This window comes from Amycolatopsis rifamycinica (genome assembly GCF_000695625.1).
Classification (GTDB): Bacteria; Actinomycetota; Actinomycetes; order Mycobacteriales; family Pseudonocardiaceae; genus Amycolatopsis; species Amycolatopsis rifamycinica.
The window spans coordinates 77,881-95,716 of record NZ_JMQI01000079.1 but is presented as its reverse complement, the minus strand read 5'-3'; the positions used below and the strand labels follow the sequence as shown (position 1 = coordinate 95,716).

General features: G+C 66.9%; 16 protein-coding genes and 1 tRNA gene. 7 read left to right on the top strand and 10 right to left on the bottom strand.

Going from position 1 to position 17,836, the window contains the following annotated elements; all coding sequences use genetic code 11:
• Positions 1–315: 315 nt before the first annotated feature.
• Positions 316–1,767, bottom strand: coding sequence for a nitrosuccinate lyase (locus DV20_RS38815; RefSeq protein WP_043788499.1), 1,452 nt, complete (start codon positions 1,765–1,767; stop codon positions 316–318).
• Between the two features lie 226 nt (positions 1,768–1,993).
• Positions 1,994–2,536 carry a DinB family protein gene (locus tag DV20_RS38810; RefSeq protein WP_043788498.1) on the bottom strand — a complete coding sequence of 181 codons (543 nt, stop codon included), beginning with the start codon at positions 2,534–2,536 and terminating at the stop codon, positions 1,994–1,996.
• 211 nt (positions 2,537–2,747) lie between these two features.
• Here DV20_RS38810 and DV20_RS38805 point away from each other — a divergent pair, with 211 nt between their 5' ends.
• Both DV20_RS38805 and DV20_RS38800 read left to right on the top strand, forming a co-directional pair.
• On the top strand, positions 2,748–3,596 hold the full coding sequence (locus DV20_RS38805; RefSeq protein WP_200876589.1) for a COG1361 family protein: 849 nt from the start codon (positions 2,748–2,750) through the stop codon (positions 3,594–3,596).
• A gap of 220 nt (positions 3,597–3,816) precedes the next feature.
• Positions 3,817–3,889: transfer RNA gene (locus tag DV20_RS38800), tRNA-Lys, on the top strand.
• Between the two features lie 39 nt (positions 3,890–3,928).
• Here the strand turns inward: DV20_RS38800 and DV20_RS47105 are convergent.
• Positions 3,929–4,432 carry a tyrosine-type recombinase/integrase gene (locus DV20_RS47105; RefSeq protein WP_084093885.1) on the bottom strand — a complete coding sequence of 168 codons (504 nt, stop codon included), beginning with the start codon at positions 4,430–4,432 and terminating at the stop codon, positions 3,929–3,931.
• Here DV20_RS47105 and DV20_RS44505 point away from each other — a divergent pair.
• The gene (locus DV20_RS44505) at positions 4,334–4,693 is read left to right on the top strand and encodes a UTRA domain-containing protein (RefSeq protein ID WP_084093884.1); all 360 of its coding nucleotides are present in this window, start codon (positions 4,334–4,336) and stop codon (positions 4,691–4,693) included. The two genes, DV20_RS47105 and DV20_RS44505, sit on opposite strands and share 99 nt — an antisense overlap.
• 15 nt (positions 4,694–4,708) lie before the next feature.
• Here the strand turns inward: DV20_RS44505 and DV20_RS45275 are convergent, their stop codons facing one another.
• Both DV20_RS45275 and DV20_RS45270 read right to left on the bottom strand, forming a co-directional pair.
• On the bottom strand, positions 4,709–6,439 hold the full coding sequence (locus DV20_RS45275) for a DUF2326 domain-containing protein (protein ID WP_152603814.1): 1,731 nt from the start codon (positions 6,437–6,439) through the stop codon (positions 4,709–4,711).
• Positions 6,440–6,651: 212 nt separating this feature from the next.
• On the bottom strand, positions 6,652–7,437 hold the full coding sequence (locus DV20_RS45270; RefSeq protein ID WP_152603813.1) for an ABC-three component system protein: 786 nt from the start codon (positions 7,435–7,437) through the stop codon (positions 6,652–6,654).
• A gap of 565 nt (positions 7,438–8,002) precedes the next feature.
• Between DV20_RS45270 and DV20_RS38780 the strand changes: the two genes are divergently transcribed.
• From DV20_RS38780 to DV20_RS38770, 3 genes are all read left to right on the top strand, one after another.
• Positions 8,003–8,200: a hypothetical protein gene (locus tag DV20_RS38780; RefSeq protein WP_043788494.1), complete on the top strand. Its 198-nt coding sequence runs from the start codon at positions 8,003–8,005 to the stop codon at positions 8,198–8,200.
• Between the two features lie 265 nt (positions 8,201–8,465).
• Positions 8,466–9,086 (top strand): SixA phosphatase family protein, encoded by a 621-nt coding sequence (locus tag DV20_RS38775; RefSeq protein WP_235191123.1) that lies wholly within the window; start codon positions 8,466–8,468, stop codon positions 9,084–9,086.
• A gap of 107 nt (positions 9,087–9,193) precedes the next feature.
• On the top strand, positions 9,194–10,498 hold the full coding sequence (locus DV20_RS38770) for an alginate lyase family protein (protein ID WP_043788492.1): 1,305 nt from the start codon (positions 9,194–9,196) through the stop codon (positions 10,496–10,498).
• Positions 10,499–10,546: 48 nt separating this feature from the next.
• Here the strand turns inward: DV20_RS38770 and DV20_RS38765 are convergent, their stop codons facing one another.
• The 3 genes from DV20_RS38765 to DV20_RS38755 all read right to left on the bottom strand — a co-directional run bounded on the left by DV20_RS38765 (position 10,547) and on the right by DV20_RS38755 (position 12,359).
• The gene (locus DV20_RS38765; protein WP_043788816.1) at positions 10,547–11,263 is read right to left on the bottom strand and encodes a S1 family peptidase; all 717 of its coding nucleotides are present in this window, start codon (positions 11,261–11,263) and stop codon (positions 10,547–10,549) included.
• A gap of 336 nt (positions 11,264–11,599) precedes the next feature.
• Positions 11,600–11,971, bottom strand: a complete 372-nt coding sequence (locus DV20_RS38760) for a hypothetical protein (protein ID WP_043788491.1) — start codon at positions 11,969–11,971, stop codon at positions 11,600–11,602.
• Between the two features lie 22 nt (positions 11,972–11,993).
• Positions 11,994–12,359 (bottom strand): hypothetical protein, encoded by a 366-nt coding sequence (locus DV20_RS38755; protein WP_043788490.1) that lies wholly within the window; start codon positions 12,357–12,359, stop codon positions 11,994–11,996.
• Between the two features lie 449 nt (positions 12,360–12,808).
• Here DV20_RS38755 and lanKC point away from each other — a divergent pair, with 449 nt between their 5' ends.
• Positions 12,809–15,376 (top strand): class III lanthionine synthetase LanKC, encoded by a 2,568-nt coding sequence (gene lanKC / locus DV20_RS38750; protein ID WP_043788488.1) that lies wholly within the window; start codon positions 12,809–12,811, stop codon positions 15,374–15,376.
• A gap of 652 nt (positions 15,377–16,028) precedes the next feature.
• Here lanKC and DV20_RS38745 read toward each other — a convergent pair.
• Positions 16,029–16,442, bottom strand: a complete 414-nt coding sequence (locus DV20_RS38745; protein ID WP_043788487.1) for an acyl-CoA thioesterase — start codon at positions 16,440–16,442, stop codon at positions 16,029–16,031.
• Positions 16,436–17,716 carry a hydroxyacid-oxoacid transhydrogenase gene (locus tag DV20_RS38740; RefSeq protein WP_084093882.1) on the bottom strand — a complete coding sequence of 427 codons (1,281 nt, stop codon included), beginning with the start codon at positions 17,714–17,716 and terminating at the stop codon, positions 16,436–16,438. The genes DV20_RS38745 and DV20_RS38740 overlap by 7 nt, the downstream gene beginning before the upstream one ends.
• Positions 17,717–17,836 lie beyond the last annotated feature (120 nt).

The window sequence follows — 17,836 nt, the reverse complement described above, 5'->3', positions numbered from 1 at the left end:
GCCCGCGCCCGCTCGCGCCAGCCTGGCGCCCGCCGGCGCCCGCGCTGCCGAGCTCGCTGGTCCGCTCTGGCAAGCCACGCCGCCAACTGGCCGCGCTCCGGCGCCCGACTGCACCCTCGTGCCGCTGGCGCCCGTCGGCGCCCGCGGCCGCACCCGCGTGCGGGGCCCGCGCCCGCTCGCGCCAGCCTGGCGCCCGCCGGCGCCCGCGCTGCCGAGCTCGCTGGTCCGCTCTGGCAAGCCACGCCGCCAACTGGCCGCGCTCCGGCGCCCGATCTGAGCACCACCCATCCCGGAGCGCACCAGCTCCCGGCCCTACTACTCCGGGGCAGCACCCGTCGCCGGCCCGTCGCCGAGGGCGCGGTCGACCAGCGCGGCCGCCGCGCCGGTGTAGCCCGCGGGGTCGAGCAGCTCGTCCAGCGCGGCTGCCGTCAGCACATCCGTGATGGCGGGCAGCTCGTCCAGGACGTCTCGAAGCGGCCGGTCCTCGCGCACCGCCCGCCCGGACGCCTCGCCCAGCAGCTCCTTGGCCCGCGCCTTGCCGAGCAGCGGCGCGAGCACGGCGGAGAGCCGCTCCGAGACGATCAGCCCGTGCGTCGACGCCAGGTTCGCCGCCATCCGCCCGGGCTCCGCGGTGAGCCCGCGCGCCAGCTCGGCGGCGGTGTGCGCGGCACCGCCGGTCAGCCGCAAGCACTCGCGAACCAGCTGCCACTCGGCGTGCCAGACCCCGGCCGACCGTTCGTCCTCGGCGAGCATCGACTGCGTGACCCCCGCGGCCAGCACGGGCACCTGCAGCGCGGCCGACCGGATCAGCGTCGCGAGCACCGGGTTCCGCTTGTGCGGCATCGCCGAGGAACCGCCCCGCCCATCAGCGGCCGGTTCGGCGACCTCGCCCAGCTCGGTCCGGCTGAGCGTCGCAACATCGACGGCCAGCTTCCCCAGCGCCCCGGCGGTGAACGCGAGCGCACCGACGAGGTCGGCCACCGGCGTCCGCAGCGAGTGCCACGGCAGCACCGGAGCGGCCAGCCCGGTCTCTTCGGCGAACGCGGCGGTCAGCTGTGCCGCGTAGTCGCCGGTCGCCGTGTCGGGAGCCGTGTGGTCGCGCCCGCCCCCGCCCCTGCTTGCCTCGCCGGACAGGCGCGCGTACTCGACGTACGCCGCCAGCGTCCCGGCCGCGCCGCCCAGCGACACCGGCAGCCCGCTGTCGAGCACGCGACGGACCCGGACGGCCGCGTCCAGCAGCAGCTGCCGCCAGCCCGCGGCCTTCAGCCCGAACGTCGTCGGCACCGCGTGCGCTGTCAGCGTGCGCGCGGCCATGGTCGTGTCCCGGTGCGCGCGGGCCAGCCCCGCCAGGGCCTCGGCCGTGGCGTCGAGGTCGGCGACGAGCGGCCGCAGCGTCCGGTCGGCGACCAGCATCATCGCCGTGTCGAAGATGTCCTGGCTGGTCGAGCCGCGGTGCACGTACTCGGCGGCGTCGGGCGCGACCTCGCCGACTGCCGAGGTCAGCGCCTTCACCAAGCCGACGACCGGGTTCGCGGTCGCCCGCGACCCCCGCGCCAGCTCGGCGACGTCGATCCGCGCGTTGCCCGCGGCCTTCGTGATGGCGGCCGCGGCCTCCGGCGGCACCGTCCCGAGCCGCGCCTGCGCTCTGGCGAGCGCCGCCTCGGCGTCGAGCATCGCGCGCAACCAGGCCTCGTCTCCGGTCGACGCTTCGGCCGGCGTACCGGCCCGCACCGGGGACAGGAGTCCGGAATCGGGGTCGACGGTCATGGCGTCAGCATCGCACGCGCCCCACCTCGGCGGCGGCCGCGCGGCCACGCCACCACGTCCGGCGTCCGGCTCGCCGGAGCTCTTTGGCGCGGTTCACCGCGGGGTCGGCGCGATGATCGCCGTCTTCATCCCGGTCGCCTTCTTCACGCACTGGGCCTACCCGTGCCGGGTTGTCGTTCCGTTCGTGGTCAACCTCCTCTCCGCGCCCGCCGCCGGACGGCAGCCGTCATTCGCCGGTCACACCGTCGATCCGCTCGCGGATCAGGTCGGCGTGGCCGATGTGGCGCGCGTACTCGCCGATCATCCGCAGCATCAGCCAGCGCAAGGTGAACGGTTCGCCGGTTCTGCGCCGGATGCCGGTCTGGTCCAGCGAGCTGGCCGCGACGATCTCGCGAGAGCGCGCGCATTCCTCGTGCCACAACGAGAATGCCTCGTCGACGTCGCCGTCCAGGTCGGTGAAGTCCTGCTCCGGGTCGTCGTCGGAGTAATAGAGGAGCGGGACGTCTTCGCCCGCGAACTGCATCCGGAACCACCATCGTTCGCAACCGGTGAGGTGCCGCAGCAGTCCGTGCAGGGTCAATGTGGACGGTGGTACCGAGAGTTCGGACAGCCGCGCCGGGTCCAGACCGGTGCATTTCAGCTCGAAGGTGCGCCGGAAGTACTCGAGGCTCTCGGTGAGCGCCTGGCGCTCGTCCGCGACCGGCGCCGGGTCGGTTCTGGGGCCGGTCAGGCGGGGCGGAGCCGCCACCGGGACGGTGTGTTCGGTCATGTGCGGAGCGTGCCACAGGGGTCCGACAATTTCGGCTCGCTCCGGTGATCGGTGACCGGGCAACTGGGCTGAAACCCCAGTTCAGGCACGGTTTGACCAACCCGGTAACGAATCTCCGGCGGCGGCGATCTGATCTTCGTCACCCTGCTGCGCACGCCAGTCTCACCGGTCGGAGCGGCACCCCTCGGTTCGGAACCAGGAGATCACGAATATGCAGCGAACCGGACGAAGAGCCGCCGTGCTGGCCGCGCTGGCGACCGCGGCCCTGTGCGCGACGCCAGCTGTCGCGTCCGCGGCCCCGCCCGCGAGCACGATCGACGTCAGCGCGACCACCGTGCGCGCGGGCGCCACGTTCACGGTCACAGAGCAGCTGACCAACCCGACGGACTTCACGGTCACGGGCGCGAAGGCGGCGCTCTACGTGAAGGAGAAGCCGATCGCCGATGTGGTGGACCTGGTCTCCTGCACCGGGGCGATCGCGCCGTGCGCGCCGTACCTCAGCAGCTTCCGTGGCGGCGTCGGCGACCTGGGCGCTGGCGAGAGCAGGACGGTGACGTTCACCCTGCGCGTCAAGGACGACGTCGCACCCGGCCAGTTCACGCTCCAGCACCAGTTCGCCGGCGACAACTACGCGTTCGGCGTCGAGGACGGCCCGGTCGTCACGATCGCCCCGCCGGACGAGGCCGACGTCAAGGTCACGCTGACCGCCACCCCGCGCGTCGGCCTGACCGCCCGGGTCGACTACGTGATCAAGGTGTCGAACACCGGCCCGGCCACCGCGACCGGCGTCCGCGTGACGGCCAATCCGGGCACGGGCCACACGATCGTCTCGACAACGGGCTGCACCCGCTCGGGCGCCACGCTCAACTGCGCGATCGGAACGCTGGCCCCGGGCGCATCGACCACGGCGAAGTTCACGTCGGAGGGTGGAGTGTTCGCATGGGGAGCGTTCACGGCAACGGCCCAGCGAGCGGCAAGCGCACCGGCCGACCCGGACGCGGCCAACGACAAGGCGTCGAAGAAGTGCACCGCCTACACGGGCCTGTTCGTCCAGTGCTGACGGCGTGACGCGCGGGGCCCGGCTCTCGGGCCCCGCGCTTCCGTCCACAGAGGATCACAACCCGACGGCGGTCGGCTCGCAGGTGTCCGTAACGTGCTGGTCCCGCTCGTCGAGCCCATCGCGCCGCGGCCAGCGAGGGACCGGTCTCGACCTTCGCCGGAGCGTCAGCCGGGACCCGGTGTGCGAGCCCCCGACCGGGACGTGGCTAAACTGGGGGCGCGGGCCGTTAGCTCAATTGGTAGAGCTGCGGACTTTTAATCCGTAGGTTCTGGGTTCGAGCCCCAGGCGGCCCACTCAAACTCCCTGGTCAGCGGCTTACCGGTCGCCACCGGTCAAGATCGGCTCCCCGGGTTATCCCCGGAATTGGGGTCGGACGGTTTATCCAAGAGCCCTTCGAGGGCCTGCGCCGTGATCGGGTCTACCGTCTTCCGGCCCAGGTAGGTGTCCTGCGTCATCGACACCCGTGAGTGGCCGAGGTGGTCCGCGATCAGCCGCGTCGGGACGCCCGCGTCGTCCAGGGCGGTTGCCGTGGTCTTGCGGAAGTTGTGCGACGTGAGCCAGAGGAAGTCGTCGGATCCCCGGATTTCGCGGAGCACCCGAAGGACGTTGTTCGGGTCTCGCAGGGTGCCGGTCGTGCTGGCGAAGATCGGGCTAGCGAGTGGCCGGCCATCCGCCTTCGCCTCAGCCCGGGTATCAACGAGGGCGACCCAGTGACGTGCACTCGCTACTTCATCCGGATGGGGAACCCGCCGCAACCGGTCACGAGCAGTCTGGCGTGGGAGCCGCTGGCCATCACCGGCGGAACGGACATCGAGCTGCCGCACGAGGGGCCGCATGCTGACAAGGGCATCGTCGACCGATTCTCGGCCATCGGACACGAGGTTAACCAGGTCGAAGAGCGTCTCGACATTCGCACGCCAACCGCTGAGGAAGCGAAGCTGCTGGACATTCCGGCGAACCGGCCGGTCGTGCAGATTACACAAACATTCCGCGTTGCTGATCGTTTTGGAGCAGAGGAAGACCTGGCCGTCGAAACCGCAGACATACTTTTTCCGGCTGACCGCTATGAACTCCGCTACGTCATGGAGATCCAATAAGTGGGACCATTGGCTTTAGAACGAGACTCCGAGGATGCCGCCTTCGTCGGTGTCGAAAACGGTCCGCCGTACCCCATTGATGTACCACTGCTGCTTCTGGATGTCATCGGGCACGTCATTGCTGTTCATGGCGCAAATATACTGTGCCCCCAAGTTTGTGACAATTTCATTGGCTAGAGTAAGTCCAGCCTCAACCTGTCGGGGGTCGACGCCATCAAAGACCGACGAATCATGAACAAGGAAGTTTGGATGTCTTGTCCAGCTTGGATTCTCGGCCAAAAGAGTGAGATCGAAGCATAACAGTTGCATTCGTGTGACGCCGGTACTTGAAACCCCTGATACCTTCAGGGAAAACTTATAACCCCACTCGTCTACTTCTGCGGAAAGAACTCCACTCTTTCCATATAGTCTCATCATCATCGAATCGAATCGGGCTGCTACTTGATCGAGATGGCCACGATTGGTCGCCAACTCATGGCCAGCATCCTGACGTTTTTGCGCCTTTCGAAGTCGTGAGTCTTCATCAGCGACTGCCAACTGCCTTGCGTTGTTGAGAGCGGCTTCGACCTCTGCGAGTCGTGAAGTTGCTTCGTTGAGCTCTTCGTTGAGGCTTTGCAGTTCTTCGAGGGCCCCGCCAGACTGTAGGACGGCCATTGAAGCATTGCGTTCTTCTGTTAGGCGCTGCATACGCTGTGAGCGATCGCGTTCGACCTGCGTCAACCGTTCAATCTCATCCTGTAGAAAGTTCCGGCGATTCGCAATTAGTTTTGCATGAAACGCCTCGACATCTTCCAGGCGTCTCATGGCAACGGACGTGAATGCCAGGCCCATCTCTTCGTAGATAACGCTGACGTCTTCAACTGCGGAAGTGTCGTCGTCGTCCTCTTCGAGGGATCCGCGGTACAAATCGAGAAGTCGTCGATCTACGAGGGATTCGTTCCTGAGTTCTCGCAGCTGCTCAGTCAATGCATCTGCTCGGTTGATTAGTTCGTCTGGGTCGTCGATCACTCGGAATCCGTCCAGGCGCGACCTGACTTCGTCTACAATCCGCTGGCGCTGGGTGCGCTCAAGCAGGAGGTCGGGCTCTTTCCGAAGAACTCCAGGGAGTAGCTGCTCGGAGGTTGCATACTGCAGCGCCTGAAAAGTATCAGACTCTTTATTGAGTTTCGCAAGGTCGCGCACTAGGCGCCAGTCCAAGCCCAAGAGGAACGCAACATGCGCGCGCCAACTCCAGGCGGGCTGCTGGGCTATTATCTTGAGTGGATCTTTGACTGCATCGATGCGAAAGATGTACGAAATTAAGGTCCGAGGGGAGATTCTGTAATTCGAGTCTTCTTGCTCAACGTCGAGTCCGAATAGTCCTAGGCCGAGCAGGAATTTCCAGTCGTTGACTGAAATAGTTCCGTTCTCGTCGAGGTACGTCTCAATGACAGGAGCAGAAATTTGGGAATACGTTGGGCTGACGCGAGATCCAGACTTGAGGGATCGAGTCACTGAAACTTGGTCGCCGAAGAGGTCGAGGGTGAGAGTAAACACCCAGTCGTCATCCGCGAGAGGGCGAAGCGAACTCGGTAGGTTCGACCCAAGGCAGTAGTTAATGATTTGGAGTATCGTCGTCTTGCCGCGAGCGTTTCTGCTGTGTTTCTCCGTGGCCTCAGGGGAACGTTCGGCCACAATGATGTTGAATCCTGGCTGAAAGATGATCTCTCGAAAGCTCGCCTTGTTGGAGCTAATCCTGCGCAGCAACTGGCACCACCTTCATTAGCACATCGCCGCGCAGGTCAATCATATTTAGTGCTGCCAGAATGTCGAGCATGAGTACGAATCGTCCGAATGGTTGGCGTGGGTACAGTTCACTTGCGATCGACCAAGCCCGCGCAACGGACGCTGCTTCTGGGAGTGCCCGGTTAAGCCTTGCCGCTTGAGCGACCAGGCTGTCCTTTACGGCCGTGTGGCGGTCAGGCAGCAGTCGGCTCATGCTCAAAGATCTCACAAGTCGAGAAGAGGTACGCGACAACGGCCAAAACTGCTGCCCGAACCTCGGGATTATCTACCGGCCCTGCGTTCTGCTGCGCCGTATAAACAATCGACGAGTACAGTTCGTCTCCGTGAAGTCCATCGGCGACTAGGCCGAAGTATTCTTGCTTGAAGCGTGCAGCGAGTTTCAAGCCGAAGTTTGGCTTGAAGGTGTCCATGGTGTGGATAAACTTCTTAACCTCTTCAACCTTAGCTAGGCCTAGGAGGATTTGTTCTCTCGTCGAATCACCTAGCTCATTTATTCGGATCTTGTCGTCCACTTCGAGTGGCATAACTATATCTTCATTGATGTCGTCGCACCCTAATTGCAGTGCTCGACATACGATCTCAAGATGGTCGAATCGGACTTGTCCCATGGCATACGCAGCGGCTCGTGCGATAGCTTGCTCGTGCTTGGCCTTCGCATCGCGCAAGAACTCAACGGTGTGATGATTTAACTGTGAGTCGATTCCGTCGTGGTGGGGGCCGCAGAGAAAGATCAAGTTTGCCGCTGAGCTGCGCTCTTTGCTGGTCATGTTCGGGTCGTACCGTGGTCCGCCTTCGCTAGCTGCACATATGTGCGCAACCTTGCCTACGGTCTTGTCCGAATCATCGGGATGCTCGGCTTCGAGGATCAGGCTGACGCCGCACTTCGGGTAGGCGCAGGCGTTGCCACTACGCAGCGCGAGAAGCTTCTCTTGGGCGCGAGGAACCTCATCCCGCGTCATGAAGCCCTCCCGTCCGTCGTCGGCTGCTCCGTAAGCCTAATGGCAGTCGCTGTCAAGCCGCAGTACCCAATGCGGGTATTCGCACTCAACGAGATACAGGCGTCATCTGCTGCCAAACTTGGCTCTATGGGATCAAGCGCGCCGCCGCAGGGCGGCGCGTCGGTCGCCTGACGTAGCTGCTCACCTCGGCGACCACGCCTATCCCCGGCACGGCCGGCTCCGCTCCGCTCTGCCGACCGGCCGGGCGGCGTGGCCGCCTTCGATGCAGCTGGGCAGCGCCGCCCACCGACGGCACGTTTGAGCCGTTCTGCCAACGTCGGGCCTCCCTCACCGGTGAGTCGTACACGTGCGGTCGCCGTCAGCCTGTACCGCGTTACGCCTGGTCGGCGGTAAGCACCACCCCGAAGCCTGATCGTGACAACGGCCGGTAACGCCGCGTCAAGGCGGGAGGGCGTGCCTTGACCCGACGTCACCGGCCGCGTGCTGGCTTCGTATCGGGATGGTGGGAGGGGAGTGGATGTTGTCAGGCGCGCATGTGAGCGGCTAGCGTTGCTCCGTTGGTGGGTTGAGCCCGGCGCTTAGCTGGGTCTCGGCGCTGCTCGCTGTCATGTTGATCCAAAACCTCGCTTCCACCCTCAACCTCGACAAGCTGATGAGGAAGGCGGTCAAGCGTATGAAGAAGATCACCAAGAAGTGCGTGGCCTTTGTGCCTGCTGCGGTGAAGCTGGGCATCTTGCACAACCTCATGGCAGCGTCGAGCTGAGCCCATCAGCCTCTGTCGAGCTTGATCATCTCCCCGGTTTTCCCCCGGGAAACGACGCAGAACGACGAGAATCAGCGACCGACCATGATCGTTCGGCGCGGACGTCCGTGCAGGTGAAGACCGGTATCGACAGATGACGAGAACTAGCCGCTGACCTGGGCTTATTCTCCGTAGGTTCTGGGTTCGAGCCCCAGGCGGCCCACTCAAACTCCCTGGTCAGCGGCTTACCGGTCGCAGCTGGAACAGTGCCCGCCACTCCGGTTCGGTGATCGTCTGGATCGTCAACAGCAGCAACGTGATCGGGTACCTGGCGTCTGGTCGGGAGGGACTCGGGCCGATCAGTTCCAAGGCCACTTTCGCCGTTAGGGTGGCGGGCATGGACGCGACGAGGTGGCTCATCGTTCTCCGGCACGCCAAGTCGGACTGGTCGGAGGGGCTTCCCGACCACGAACGACCTCTCGCACCTCGCGGCCTCCGTGACGCGCCGAGGCTCGGTCGGTGGCTCACCGAGGAGGGGCACATCCCCGAGTTCGTCGTCTGCTCCACCGCTCGCCGCACCCGGGAGACGTGGCGGCTCGTGAGTGAGGAACTTCCTTCGCCGCCGTCCGTCGAGTACGACGATGATCTCTACGGCGCCGACGTCCTCGAGCTGCTGAACGCTGCCCGCCGGGCGCCGTCCGGCGTCACCACGCTCGCGCTCGTCGGGCACGAGCCCGGGGTCAGCGACGTGACACTCCACCTCGCCGGGTACGGGGAAGAAACTCGCCAGGTTCAAACCAAGTTTCCGACCGGTGCGGCGGCCGTGCTCGCCACGAAGGATCCGTGGGACGCCCTTCGCTCCGCCCGGCTCGTCGCCTTCTTCCGGCCTCGCGACTTCACCGGCTGACTGTTCCGGCCGAGAAGGTCTGGACCAGGCATTGCCTCCACCGTGTTCACATGCGTACGCTCCATTCACTCACAGGTCTGATATTCATATTTGTGAATGGAGCGGACATGGTTTTCCGCCACACCGTCGTGGCCGCGCTCGCCGCCCTCGGCCTCGTCGCTACGTCGTTCGCCGCGCCGGCCGAGGCCGCGTCGCGACCCAGCGGTTGCACCGTCCCGGTCATCGGGCCGGTGTGTGCGCCGCAGACCGCCGTCCTCGACGGCAAGCAGCTGCTCCGCGCGAAGTTCGCCGCGCTCGTCGGCGAAAAGACGTCCCGCACCGCGCTCGGCAACCTGCTGGCCGCCGCCAAAACCGATCTCACGGCGGGGCCGTGGAGCGTCACGTCGAAAAAACAGGTCCCGCCCAGCGGGGACAAGCACGACTACCTCAGCCTGGCGCCCTACTGGTGGCCGACGACGCAGCCGACCGCGGAAAACCCGTGGGGCTGCCCGTTCGTGCAACGGGACGGCCAACGCAACCCGATCGTCGACGAGATCACCGACCACGCCTACCGCGGCCGGGCGTTCGCCGCGATCTACCGGCTCGCGCTCGCCTGGTACTACACCGGCGACGCGCGGTACGCCCAGCGTGCGGCGCTCGACCTGCGCACGTGGTTCCTCGACGAGGCCACGAAGATGAACCCGAACATGAACTTCGCCCAGGGCATCCCGTGCAAGGTGGACGGTCGCGGCATCGGCATCATCGAGTTTTCGTACACGCTGAGCCAGGTCGTCGACGCCACCGCGATCCTCGCCACCGGTGCGCCCGGCTGGACGAAGAGCGACGAGGCCGGCATGACCGGCTGGTACACGCAGTTCCTGGACTGGTTGCGCACCAGCAAGAACGGGACCGACGAAGCGAAGGCACAGAACAACCACGGCAGCTTCTACGACATGCTCGTCGCGGCGCTCGCCCTCGGTACCGGACAGCGTGACCTGGCAGCAGCCGTCGCTCGGGACGCCGGGCCGAATCGGATCGCCCCACAGATCGAGGCCGACGGCTTGCAGCCGCAGGAGACGAGCCGGACCCGCAGCTGGCACTACTCGACGTTCAACCTGGTCGCGCTGACCCGGCTGGCGCAGATCGGCGAGCACGTCGGCGTCGACCTGTGGCACTACACGGCACCGAGCGGCGCGACGTTGTTCGCCGCGGTCGACTTCCTGATCCCGAGCGCCACGCAGGGGCAGTCAGCGTGGCCGTACCCCGAGCTGGACTTCCGTCCGTACGCGGCGCTGGACGTCCTGCACGCGGCGGCCGACGCGGGTGACCGGGCGGCTCGGACGGCGCTGCCGCGCGTGCCGGTCGAGCCGGGCGGGGACCTCTATCCGGTGCGGCCGGCCGCGGAACAGCTCGACGACATTGCGACGTCCTGACAGCGAAAAGGGCCCGGCCTTCAGTGGCCGGGCCCTTTCCGGGTGGGATCAGACGCCTGCCACCTGCGAAATCCAGCTGCGATAACGCGTGATGTTGGTGTAGGCGGTGTTGTTGACCCGGTCGCTGGTCGACGCGACGCCGACCTGGCGGCCGGAGGCGAACATCGGGCCGCCGGAATCGCCGCCGGCGGTGATGCCGTTGACGCGGTTCGCGCACACGGCGACGCCGCCGGTGTAGTCGCTGCAGCCGATCGAGTTCACCCGCACGGTCGCGACCTTCAGGTACTGCGACTGGCAGTTGATCTCGGAGCCGCACTGGCTCGTCGCGCCCCAGCCGTAGACCGAGACGTTCTGGCCGACCGAGACGTCACCGATGCTGCCGAGTGGCGAGTAGGTGGCGTTCACCGAGGTGGTGAGCCGGACGATGGCCAGGTCGGCGGAGCCGGGGTAGCGCGTGATGGTGGAGCCGGTGGCCGTCGTGCCGCCGCTGGTCTGGTCCAGGCTGCCGATGCGGAACGTGTAGGTGCCGGAGCTGCTGACGCAGTGCTTGGCGGTGAGGATGTACTGCGGGGCGATGATGGTCGCGGTGCAGTTCTGCCGGCCGTTGACGAACAGCCGGGCCGCCCAGGGGCCGCTGGTGGCGTTGCTCCCGCCGATGATCGACGGCTGGGCCTGCGGGGTGCTGTCGGCGGCCGCCGGACCGCCGAGGCCGACGACGGCCAGTGCGGTGCTCGCGGCCAGCAGGACGAACTTGCCGAATTTCACGTTCACTCCTTTTCACGCGGGGGAGAACCACGTGGGGGAAAGCCGGTGGGGACCGAACTCGAATATTGTCCGAGTTTTCGATGAATGTCCGAAACCGACGAAAGTCGCCGGTCGAATCCTTATTTATTTCCCGGAGTGGGGTACGTGCAGTTCCCGTATTGTTCCTGGCTCGACCTGCGGACGGGACTCGAGGCGTGAGCAGCGCCTCGGGGGATGCCGTCGAGATCACCCACCGAATCGCAGAGGAGGCGCTGCCGTCCGGTGTTGCCCGCCTAAGTCAGCTCGCACGCAGCGACCGCCGGGGTGTTGTCGACTGCGCGGGATGACGCGCAGCGGTCAGGCGGCGACCTTCGCGGGAGCCGACTTCCGCAGCCAATACAGCCCGACGATCGGCAGCACCAGCGGGATGAACAGGTAGCCCTCGCCGTAGACGGACCAGACAGTCGGGTGCCGGAAGGCGGCCGCGTCGACGAGGCTCAGCGTGCCGATGGTCAGGACGCCGAGCAACTCGATCGAGCAGGCGACGAGGGCCACGCGCCACCAGCCGTCACCGCGCCGGGCCAGCGCGATCGTCGCGACGATGTAGACGACCGCGGCGAACGCCGAGAGCAGGTAGGCCAGCGGGGCTTCGTGGAACTTCGTGCCGATCTGGACGCCGGCGCGTGAGGTCGCGGCCAGTGCGAAGATTGCGTACACGGCGACGAGCACCCGTCCGGGGCCGCTGGCCGTCCTACGCTGTTGCTCCACTCCACACCTCGTTCAGTCGCAGCACCATCACCGGGATGGCCAGGCAGGCAATGCCGAGCACGGCGGTGCTCGAACGGCTCCGCTCGGCCAGCGCCCAGGCGGCGCCGACGGGCAACACGAGCAGACAGCCGATCAGGTAGGCCAGGTAGGTCGCCAGGCTGCCGGGCCGGTCGCCGCCGGCGAGTAGGACGATCCCGATCACCAGCTGAACGACCAGCAGCAGCTCGAGGACCGCGAGCGCGACCAGCAGCGGATTGTCCGGAAGCCGGTTCCGAGCCGACTGGACGAAGCTCCACAGCGCGACGACCGTGGCAGCCACGGCGACCGTCACGGCGAATCCGAAGATCACCCGTTCCTCCTTCCGGTCCGCCGGTCGTCAACTTACTCCGTGGTACCGGTGGGTCCGTTCGCCGAGGTGCGGCGGGCGTGGCGCGGGCCACCACCCTGTTCGTGTGCGGCCGGCGTCTCGCGACGTGAACGGCGCCTACTAGGAAAAATGATCACGGGGCAGGCTTGATGGCATTCTGCCAATTTGGCGGAATATTCGGCGCGGTCCTTGGATGGACCTGCGGGAATGCGGGAAAGATCTTCATGTTGCACCACTATGGTGTGGTGGTACGACTGGACAAAATTACCCTAGGTACATCTACTGGTGGGTAGACGCCCATTTTGCCTACCTCGGATAGCCCAGTTGAACCGCCGGGTTGGCGGATTGGCCCAGAGCTGTGCGGCGTGGGGGAATATTCTTCGCGCCGGGACTGTGTGACGTCCCGGGACTCGCACGGAGGGGTATCACGGATGGACCTGCGCTATGAAGCATTTTGCTTCGCTGACCCGCTGTTTTACGACGAACAGCGGGGAAACGGTGCGCCGGTCGAGGATTTCACCGCCGGGCTCCCCGCGCCGGGCACCGATTGGGTGACCGCTGATCGTGGACCGTGGCGCACACTGCGCCCTCGCGAGCACGTCCTTCCCGACCAGGGCTGGCAGATCCATGTTTCCGCCGGTATGGACAACGCGGGCAGGGTCCTCGCGGAGGTCTACCGGTGCTGTGGAGAGCACGGGATTGCCTACAAGCACCTCCGCTCGGTGCTCACCTTGCTCGCGCGGAATTCGAAATACGCATCCATCGACGGCGAGGTAGAGCTGGCGACGATTTACCCCGCCAACCACAGTGAACTAGAGCGAATACTTGCAGACTTGTCGTCGCGACTGGAGGGTGAACGCGGTCCGGAAATTCCGAGCTCCTTGCGGTACGGCGAGGGACCCCTCTACGTACGTTACGGCGGATTCGTCGAACAGTGGGTTGAACACGGCGGCAGTCGCGTTCCGGCAGTCCGCAAGCCGGACGGCCGACTGGTACCCGAGAAGCGCGAACCGACGTTCTCGGTGCCCGACTGGGTCAAGGTCCCGGCCTGTTTGCGAAGCAGCCTCGCCACGCACAAGGGAGAAACTCCGGCCCGGTTCCCCTACCGGATGGTGAGGCCACTGCAGGTCTCCAACGGTGGTGGCAGCTACGTGGCCGCCCCCAAAACGGACGGTGACCAGGTCGTCCTGACGGAAGCTCGCCCGTACGCGGGCCTCGACGACGCGCGGATCGACGCCGTCAAGCGGCTGCACCGAGAGCACGAAGTTCTCGGTCGGCTCGCCGGTCTCCCGGGTGTGCCGCGGGTCGTCGAGCGGTTCACCGTCTCGGAGCGCCACTACCTCGCCACGGAGTACATGCCGGGTACCTCGCTGGCTAGCTGGCTGACCCGGAACTACCCGCTGACCAGGCCGAACGCGACGGCCCCCGACCTCGCCGCCTACACGCGACGGGTGCTGGACATCCTCGCGAAGGTGAAAAAGACGATCGCCGAGGTCCACGCCCGCGGCGTCGTCGTGGGTGACCTGCACCCACTGAACATCGTGATCGACGAGGACCACGACGATCGGGTCTCGCTCACCGACTTCGGCACGGCGTTCGACGCCGGGTCCGCCGAGCGCCCGGCATCGGGCACGCCCGGCTTCCGGGCTCCCGCCGACCGCAGCGGTTTCGCGGTCGACGAGTACGCGCTCGCAGCGTTGCGCCTGTGGCTGTTCCTGCCGCTGTGGCCCCTGATCGAGCTGGCGCCGGCGAAGCTGCGCCGTATCGCCGACTTCGCCGAACGCCGGTTCGCGCTGCCCGAGGGATACGCAGATGCCGCAGTCGCGGTGCTGGCCCCGCGGGAAATGACCGCGGAGCCGGCACCGATCCACACCGACCCCGACCACGACAAGCCGGACTGGCCGATGGTCCGCAAGCAGATCGCCGTGGCGATCTTGGCCAGCGCCACTCCCTCGCGACAGGACCGGCTGTTTCCCGGGGACGTCGAGCAGTTTCACGTTGGCGGTGCGTGCTTCGGCGTCGGCGCCGCCGGCGTGCTGTACGCCCTCGACGTCGCCGGCGCCGGCCGCTTCCCTGAGCACGAACGCTGGCTGATCGACGTAATCCGTCGCGAGCCGCCCACCCGGCCCGGTTTCTACGACGGCAGCTCCGGCATCGCTTACGTGCTGGAGAACTTCGGATACCAGGACGAGGCAGGGAGGCTGCTGGCGTCGGCCGGGCGGCTCGTCGAGCAGACGACCGACCATTCGCTGGAGAGCGGCTTGGCCGGCATCGGGTTGACCATGCTGCACTTCGCGACGGTCCGCCAGGACAACGAGTTCGGGCGCCAGGCGCTGACCACGGCCGTTCGGCTGGCCGAGGCGCTCGAGACCGCCGCACCGCCGGGGAACGCGGCCCGCGCCGGCTTGCTGTCCGGCTGGGCCGGGCCGGCCCTGCTGTTCATCCGGCTCTTCGAGCGCACCGGCGAGCCGGCCTGGCTCTCCTTCGCTGACCAGGCGCTGTGCCGGGACCTCGAAGAATGCATCGAGGGCGACGACGGCTCGCTGCAGGTCCGCGACGGCGCCGGGCGCACGACGCCCTACGTCGGCGTCGGCAGCGCCGGGATCCTGCTGGTCGCCGAGCAACTCGCTCGGCACCGCCCGGAGGCGGAGGCCGGTGACAGCGTTCCCGCCCTGCGCGAGGCATGCCTCGGCGAGTTCGTCGCCCAGCCGGGTTTGCTCAACGGCCGGTGCGGGCTGGCGGTCGCGCTGGCGGCGAACCCGGACGCGGAACAGCCGAGCCGCACGGCGGCGATCGATCGGCACCTGCGGTGGCTGAGCTGGTACGCCGTGCCGTACAAGGGCGGTCTCGCGTTCCCGGGCAACCGGTTGCTGCGCCTCTCGATGGACGTCAAAACCGGGGGCGCGGGGGTCCTACTTTCTCTTGCTTCGCTGCTTGACGGCAAGGAGGTGCTGCCGTTCCTTGGCGGCATCCCCTCATCTGGGGCCACCGGTCGCTGACGCAACCGCCACGACGGCCGGTGCAGGCAGCCGGCCACCCAACACTGGGGGGTGGCTGCCTGCGGTAGTGGTGCGGACCGCCGGCGGGGCGCGTTCCGGCGACGGGCCGCGACCACTACCGGGCCGTGCGCGGGTGGGTTTCAGTCGTCGGCGGGGCGCCTTCCGGCGACGAACTCACGATCTCCACCCGGCCACATGGGGCGAGGCGGTGGCGCGTCCGCTCCCGGGGCGTCTGCCGGAGGCGGACGCGCGACCACCACTTTGGTCCACTTCTGTGCTCGGGTGCCGCGACCGTCGCAGGGACGCCTGCCGGTGACGGGCCCGGGACCACTCTTGAGCCGTCGGCTCACCACTCTGCCGCCGCAACCGGATCGACGCCTAGGCCGCCATCCGTGTTACTAGCCGATCCGGTGAGGAAACAGCTCGTCCACTGTGGACCGATCTCATGCGCTTTCCAGCTTATCGCCGTTGAGGGGGCAGGGAACCCCTCGACGCGAATCTGTGGACAACTTGCCGTTGTCCGGCCGCATGTGGACAACTCGGGGTCGATCGGCCGACTCTGTCGGTGCCGTGGTGCATGCTCGGAGGTGTCGGAGAACACGGCCCAGGGTCGACACCGTCGGGAAGGAGGTGACCACGTCGGCGGTGCGCGTCATCTGGGCTGAAGCGCCTCCAGTGCCTCGCGCAGCTTGCCGGAGACCGGTGTCGGCCGGCGGGACTCGCGGTCGACGAAGACGTGCACGAAGTGCCCTTCCGCGACCAGGGACTCGTCGGCCGCGTACATCCCGATCTCGTAGCGGACGCTGGACTTCCCCAGGTGCGCCACCCGCAATCCCACCCGCAGCGAACCAGGGAAGGAAACCGATGAGTGATACGCGCAGTGCGACTCGACGCACAGCCCGATCGCCGCCCCGGCTTCGATGTCGAGGCCGCCCTGCTCGATGAGCCACGTGTTGATCACGGTGTCCATCAAGGAGTAGTGGACGACGTTGTTGACGTGCCCGTAGACGTCGTTGTCCTTCCAGCGCAACGGGATCGTCTGCCAGTGCGGGTATCCGCTCACCACAGCGTCACCGACTCGCGCAGGATGCCCGATAGGTCGTCCGCGGACGCCTCGCGGGGTGCAGTTGCCAGCAGGCGTTGCTGCTTGAGCGTTCCCTCGACGAGGGAGTCCACATCGGACTCCGTGTAGCCGACGGCACCGATGCCGTCCGGGATGCCGATCCGGCGCATCAGGTCGACCAGGACCGCGGGCAGGTGGTCGGCGAAGTCGCCGGGCCACTCGAAGTCGGGGGCCAGGAGGCGGGCGACGCGCAGGTGGCGGTCCGGAGCCGCGTCGAAGGTGAAGCGGAACGCGGCTGGCGCCGTCAGGGAGACGGCCATGCCGTGCGGCACCATGGGTTCTTCGCCCGGGTAACCGTCCGGGTGGAAATCCCTGACCTGGCCGGCGATCGGGTAGGCGTTCGCGTGCGGGATGTGCACGCCGGCGTTGCCGAAGCCGAGCCCGGCGAACGTCGCGGCCAGGGCCATCGCCTCACGGGCCTTGAGGTCGGAACCGTCGCGCACGGCAGCCGGGAGGGCCCACGACAGCAGGCGCAGCGACTGCTCGGCGAACATGTCGGCCAAGGGGTTCGAGCCGCAGTACGGCACGCGCTGCTCCGGGCGCTTGCGCTCGAACTCGGTGTACGGCTTGGCGGTGTAGCTCTCCGCGGCGTGGCACAGGATGTCCATGCCGCTGGCGGCCGTCACCTCGGGCGGCTGGCTGACGGTGAGCCGGGGGTCGACGACGGCCAGGGTCGGGCGCAGCCGCAGGTGGCTGATCCCGCTCTTGACGCGCAGGGACAGCACGTCCAGGACGCAGACGGTGGTGCTCTCGGAGCCCGTGCCGGTGGTGGTGGGCACCGCGACCAGCGGCTTCAGCGGGTGGGCCGGTGCGCGGCCGCCGCCGACGGGGGCGTTGACGTAGTCCATCAGGTCGCCGTCGTTGCTCGTCAGGAGGTTGGCCGCCTTGGCGGTGTCGATGGCGGACCCGCCACCGATCGCGACAAAGGCGTCGTACGGACCCGTTCCGCGCGCGAAGTCAACCGCCTTCTGCATGCTGACATCGGTGGGCTCGACGTGTACGCCGTCGAAGATCTCGGTCTCGATGCCGTAGCCGGTGATGCCGTCGGCGATGCGGCGGGGCCAGCCGGTCGCGGCCACCTGGGGGTCCGTCACGACGAGCACGCGGTGCGCGCCGTACTGGGTCAGGTCGTAGCCGATCTCGTCGCTGGCGCCAGTGCCGAACTTCAGCGCCGGTGCACCATAAGTAAAAACAGTTTCATGTTCGGTCGCGGCCAAGTCGGTGGTCCTCGCTCCCTTGATCGGCTAGCGGTCGGTCAAAGCGGACATTCGGCCTATCCTTGTCCGGTTTCGGTGAAGATCACTTGACTGCACTGAACGGTGCCCGCTTAAGCTCTC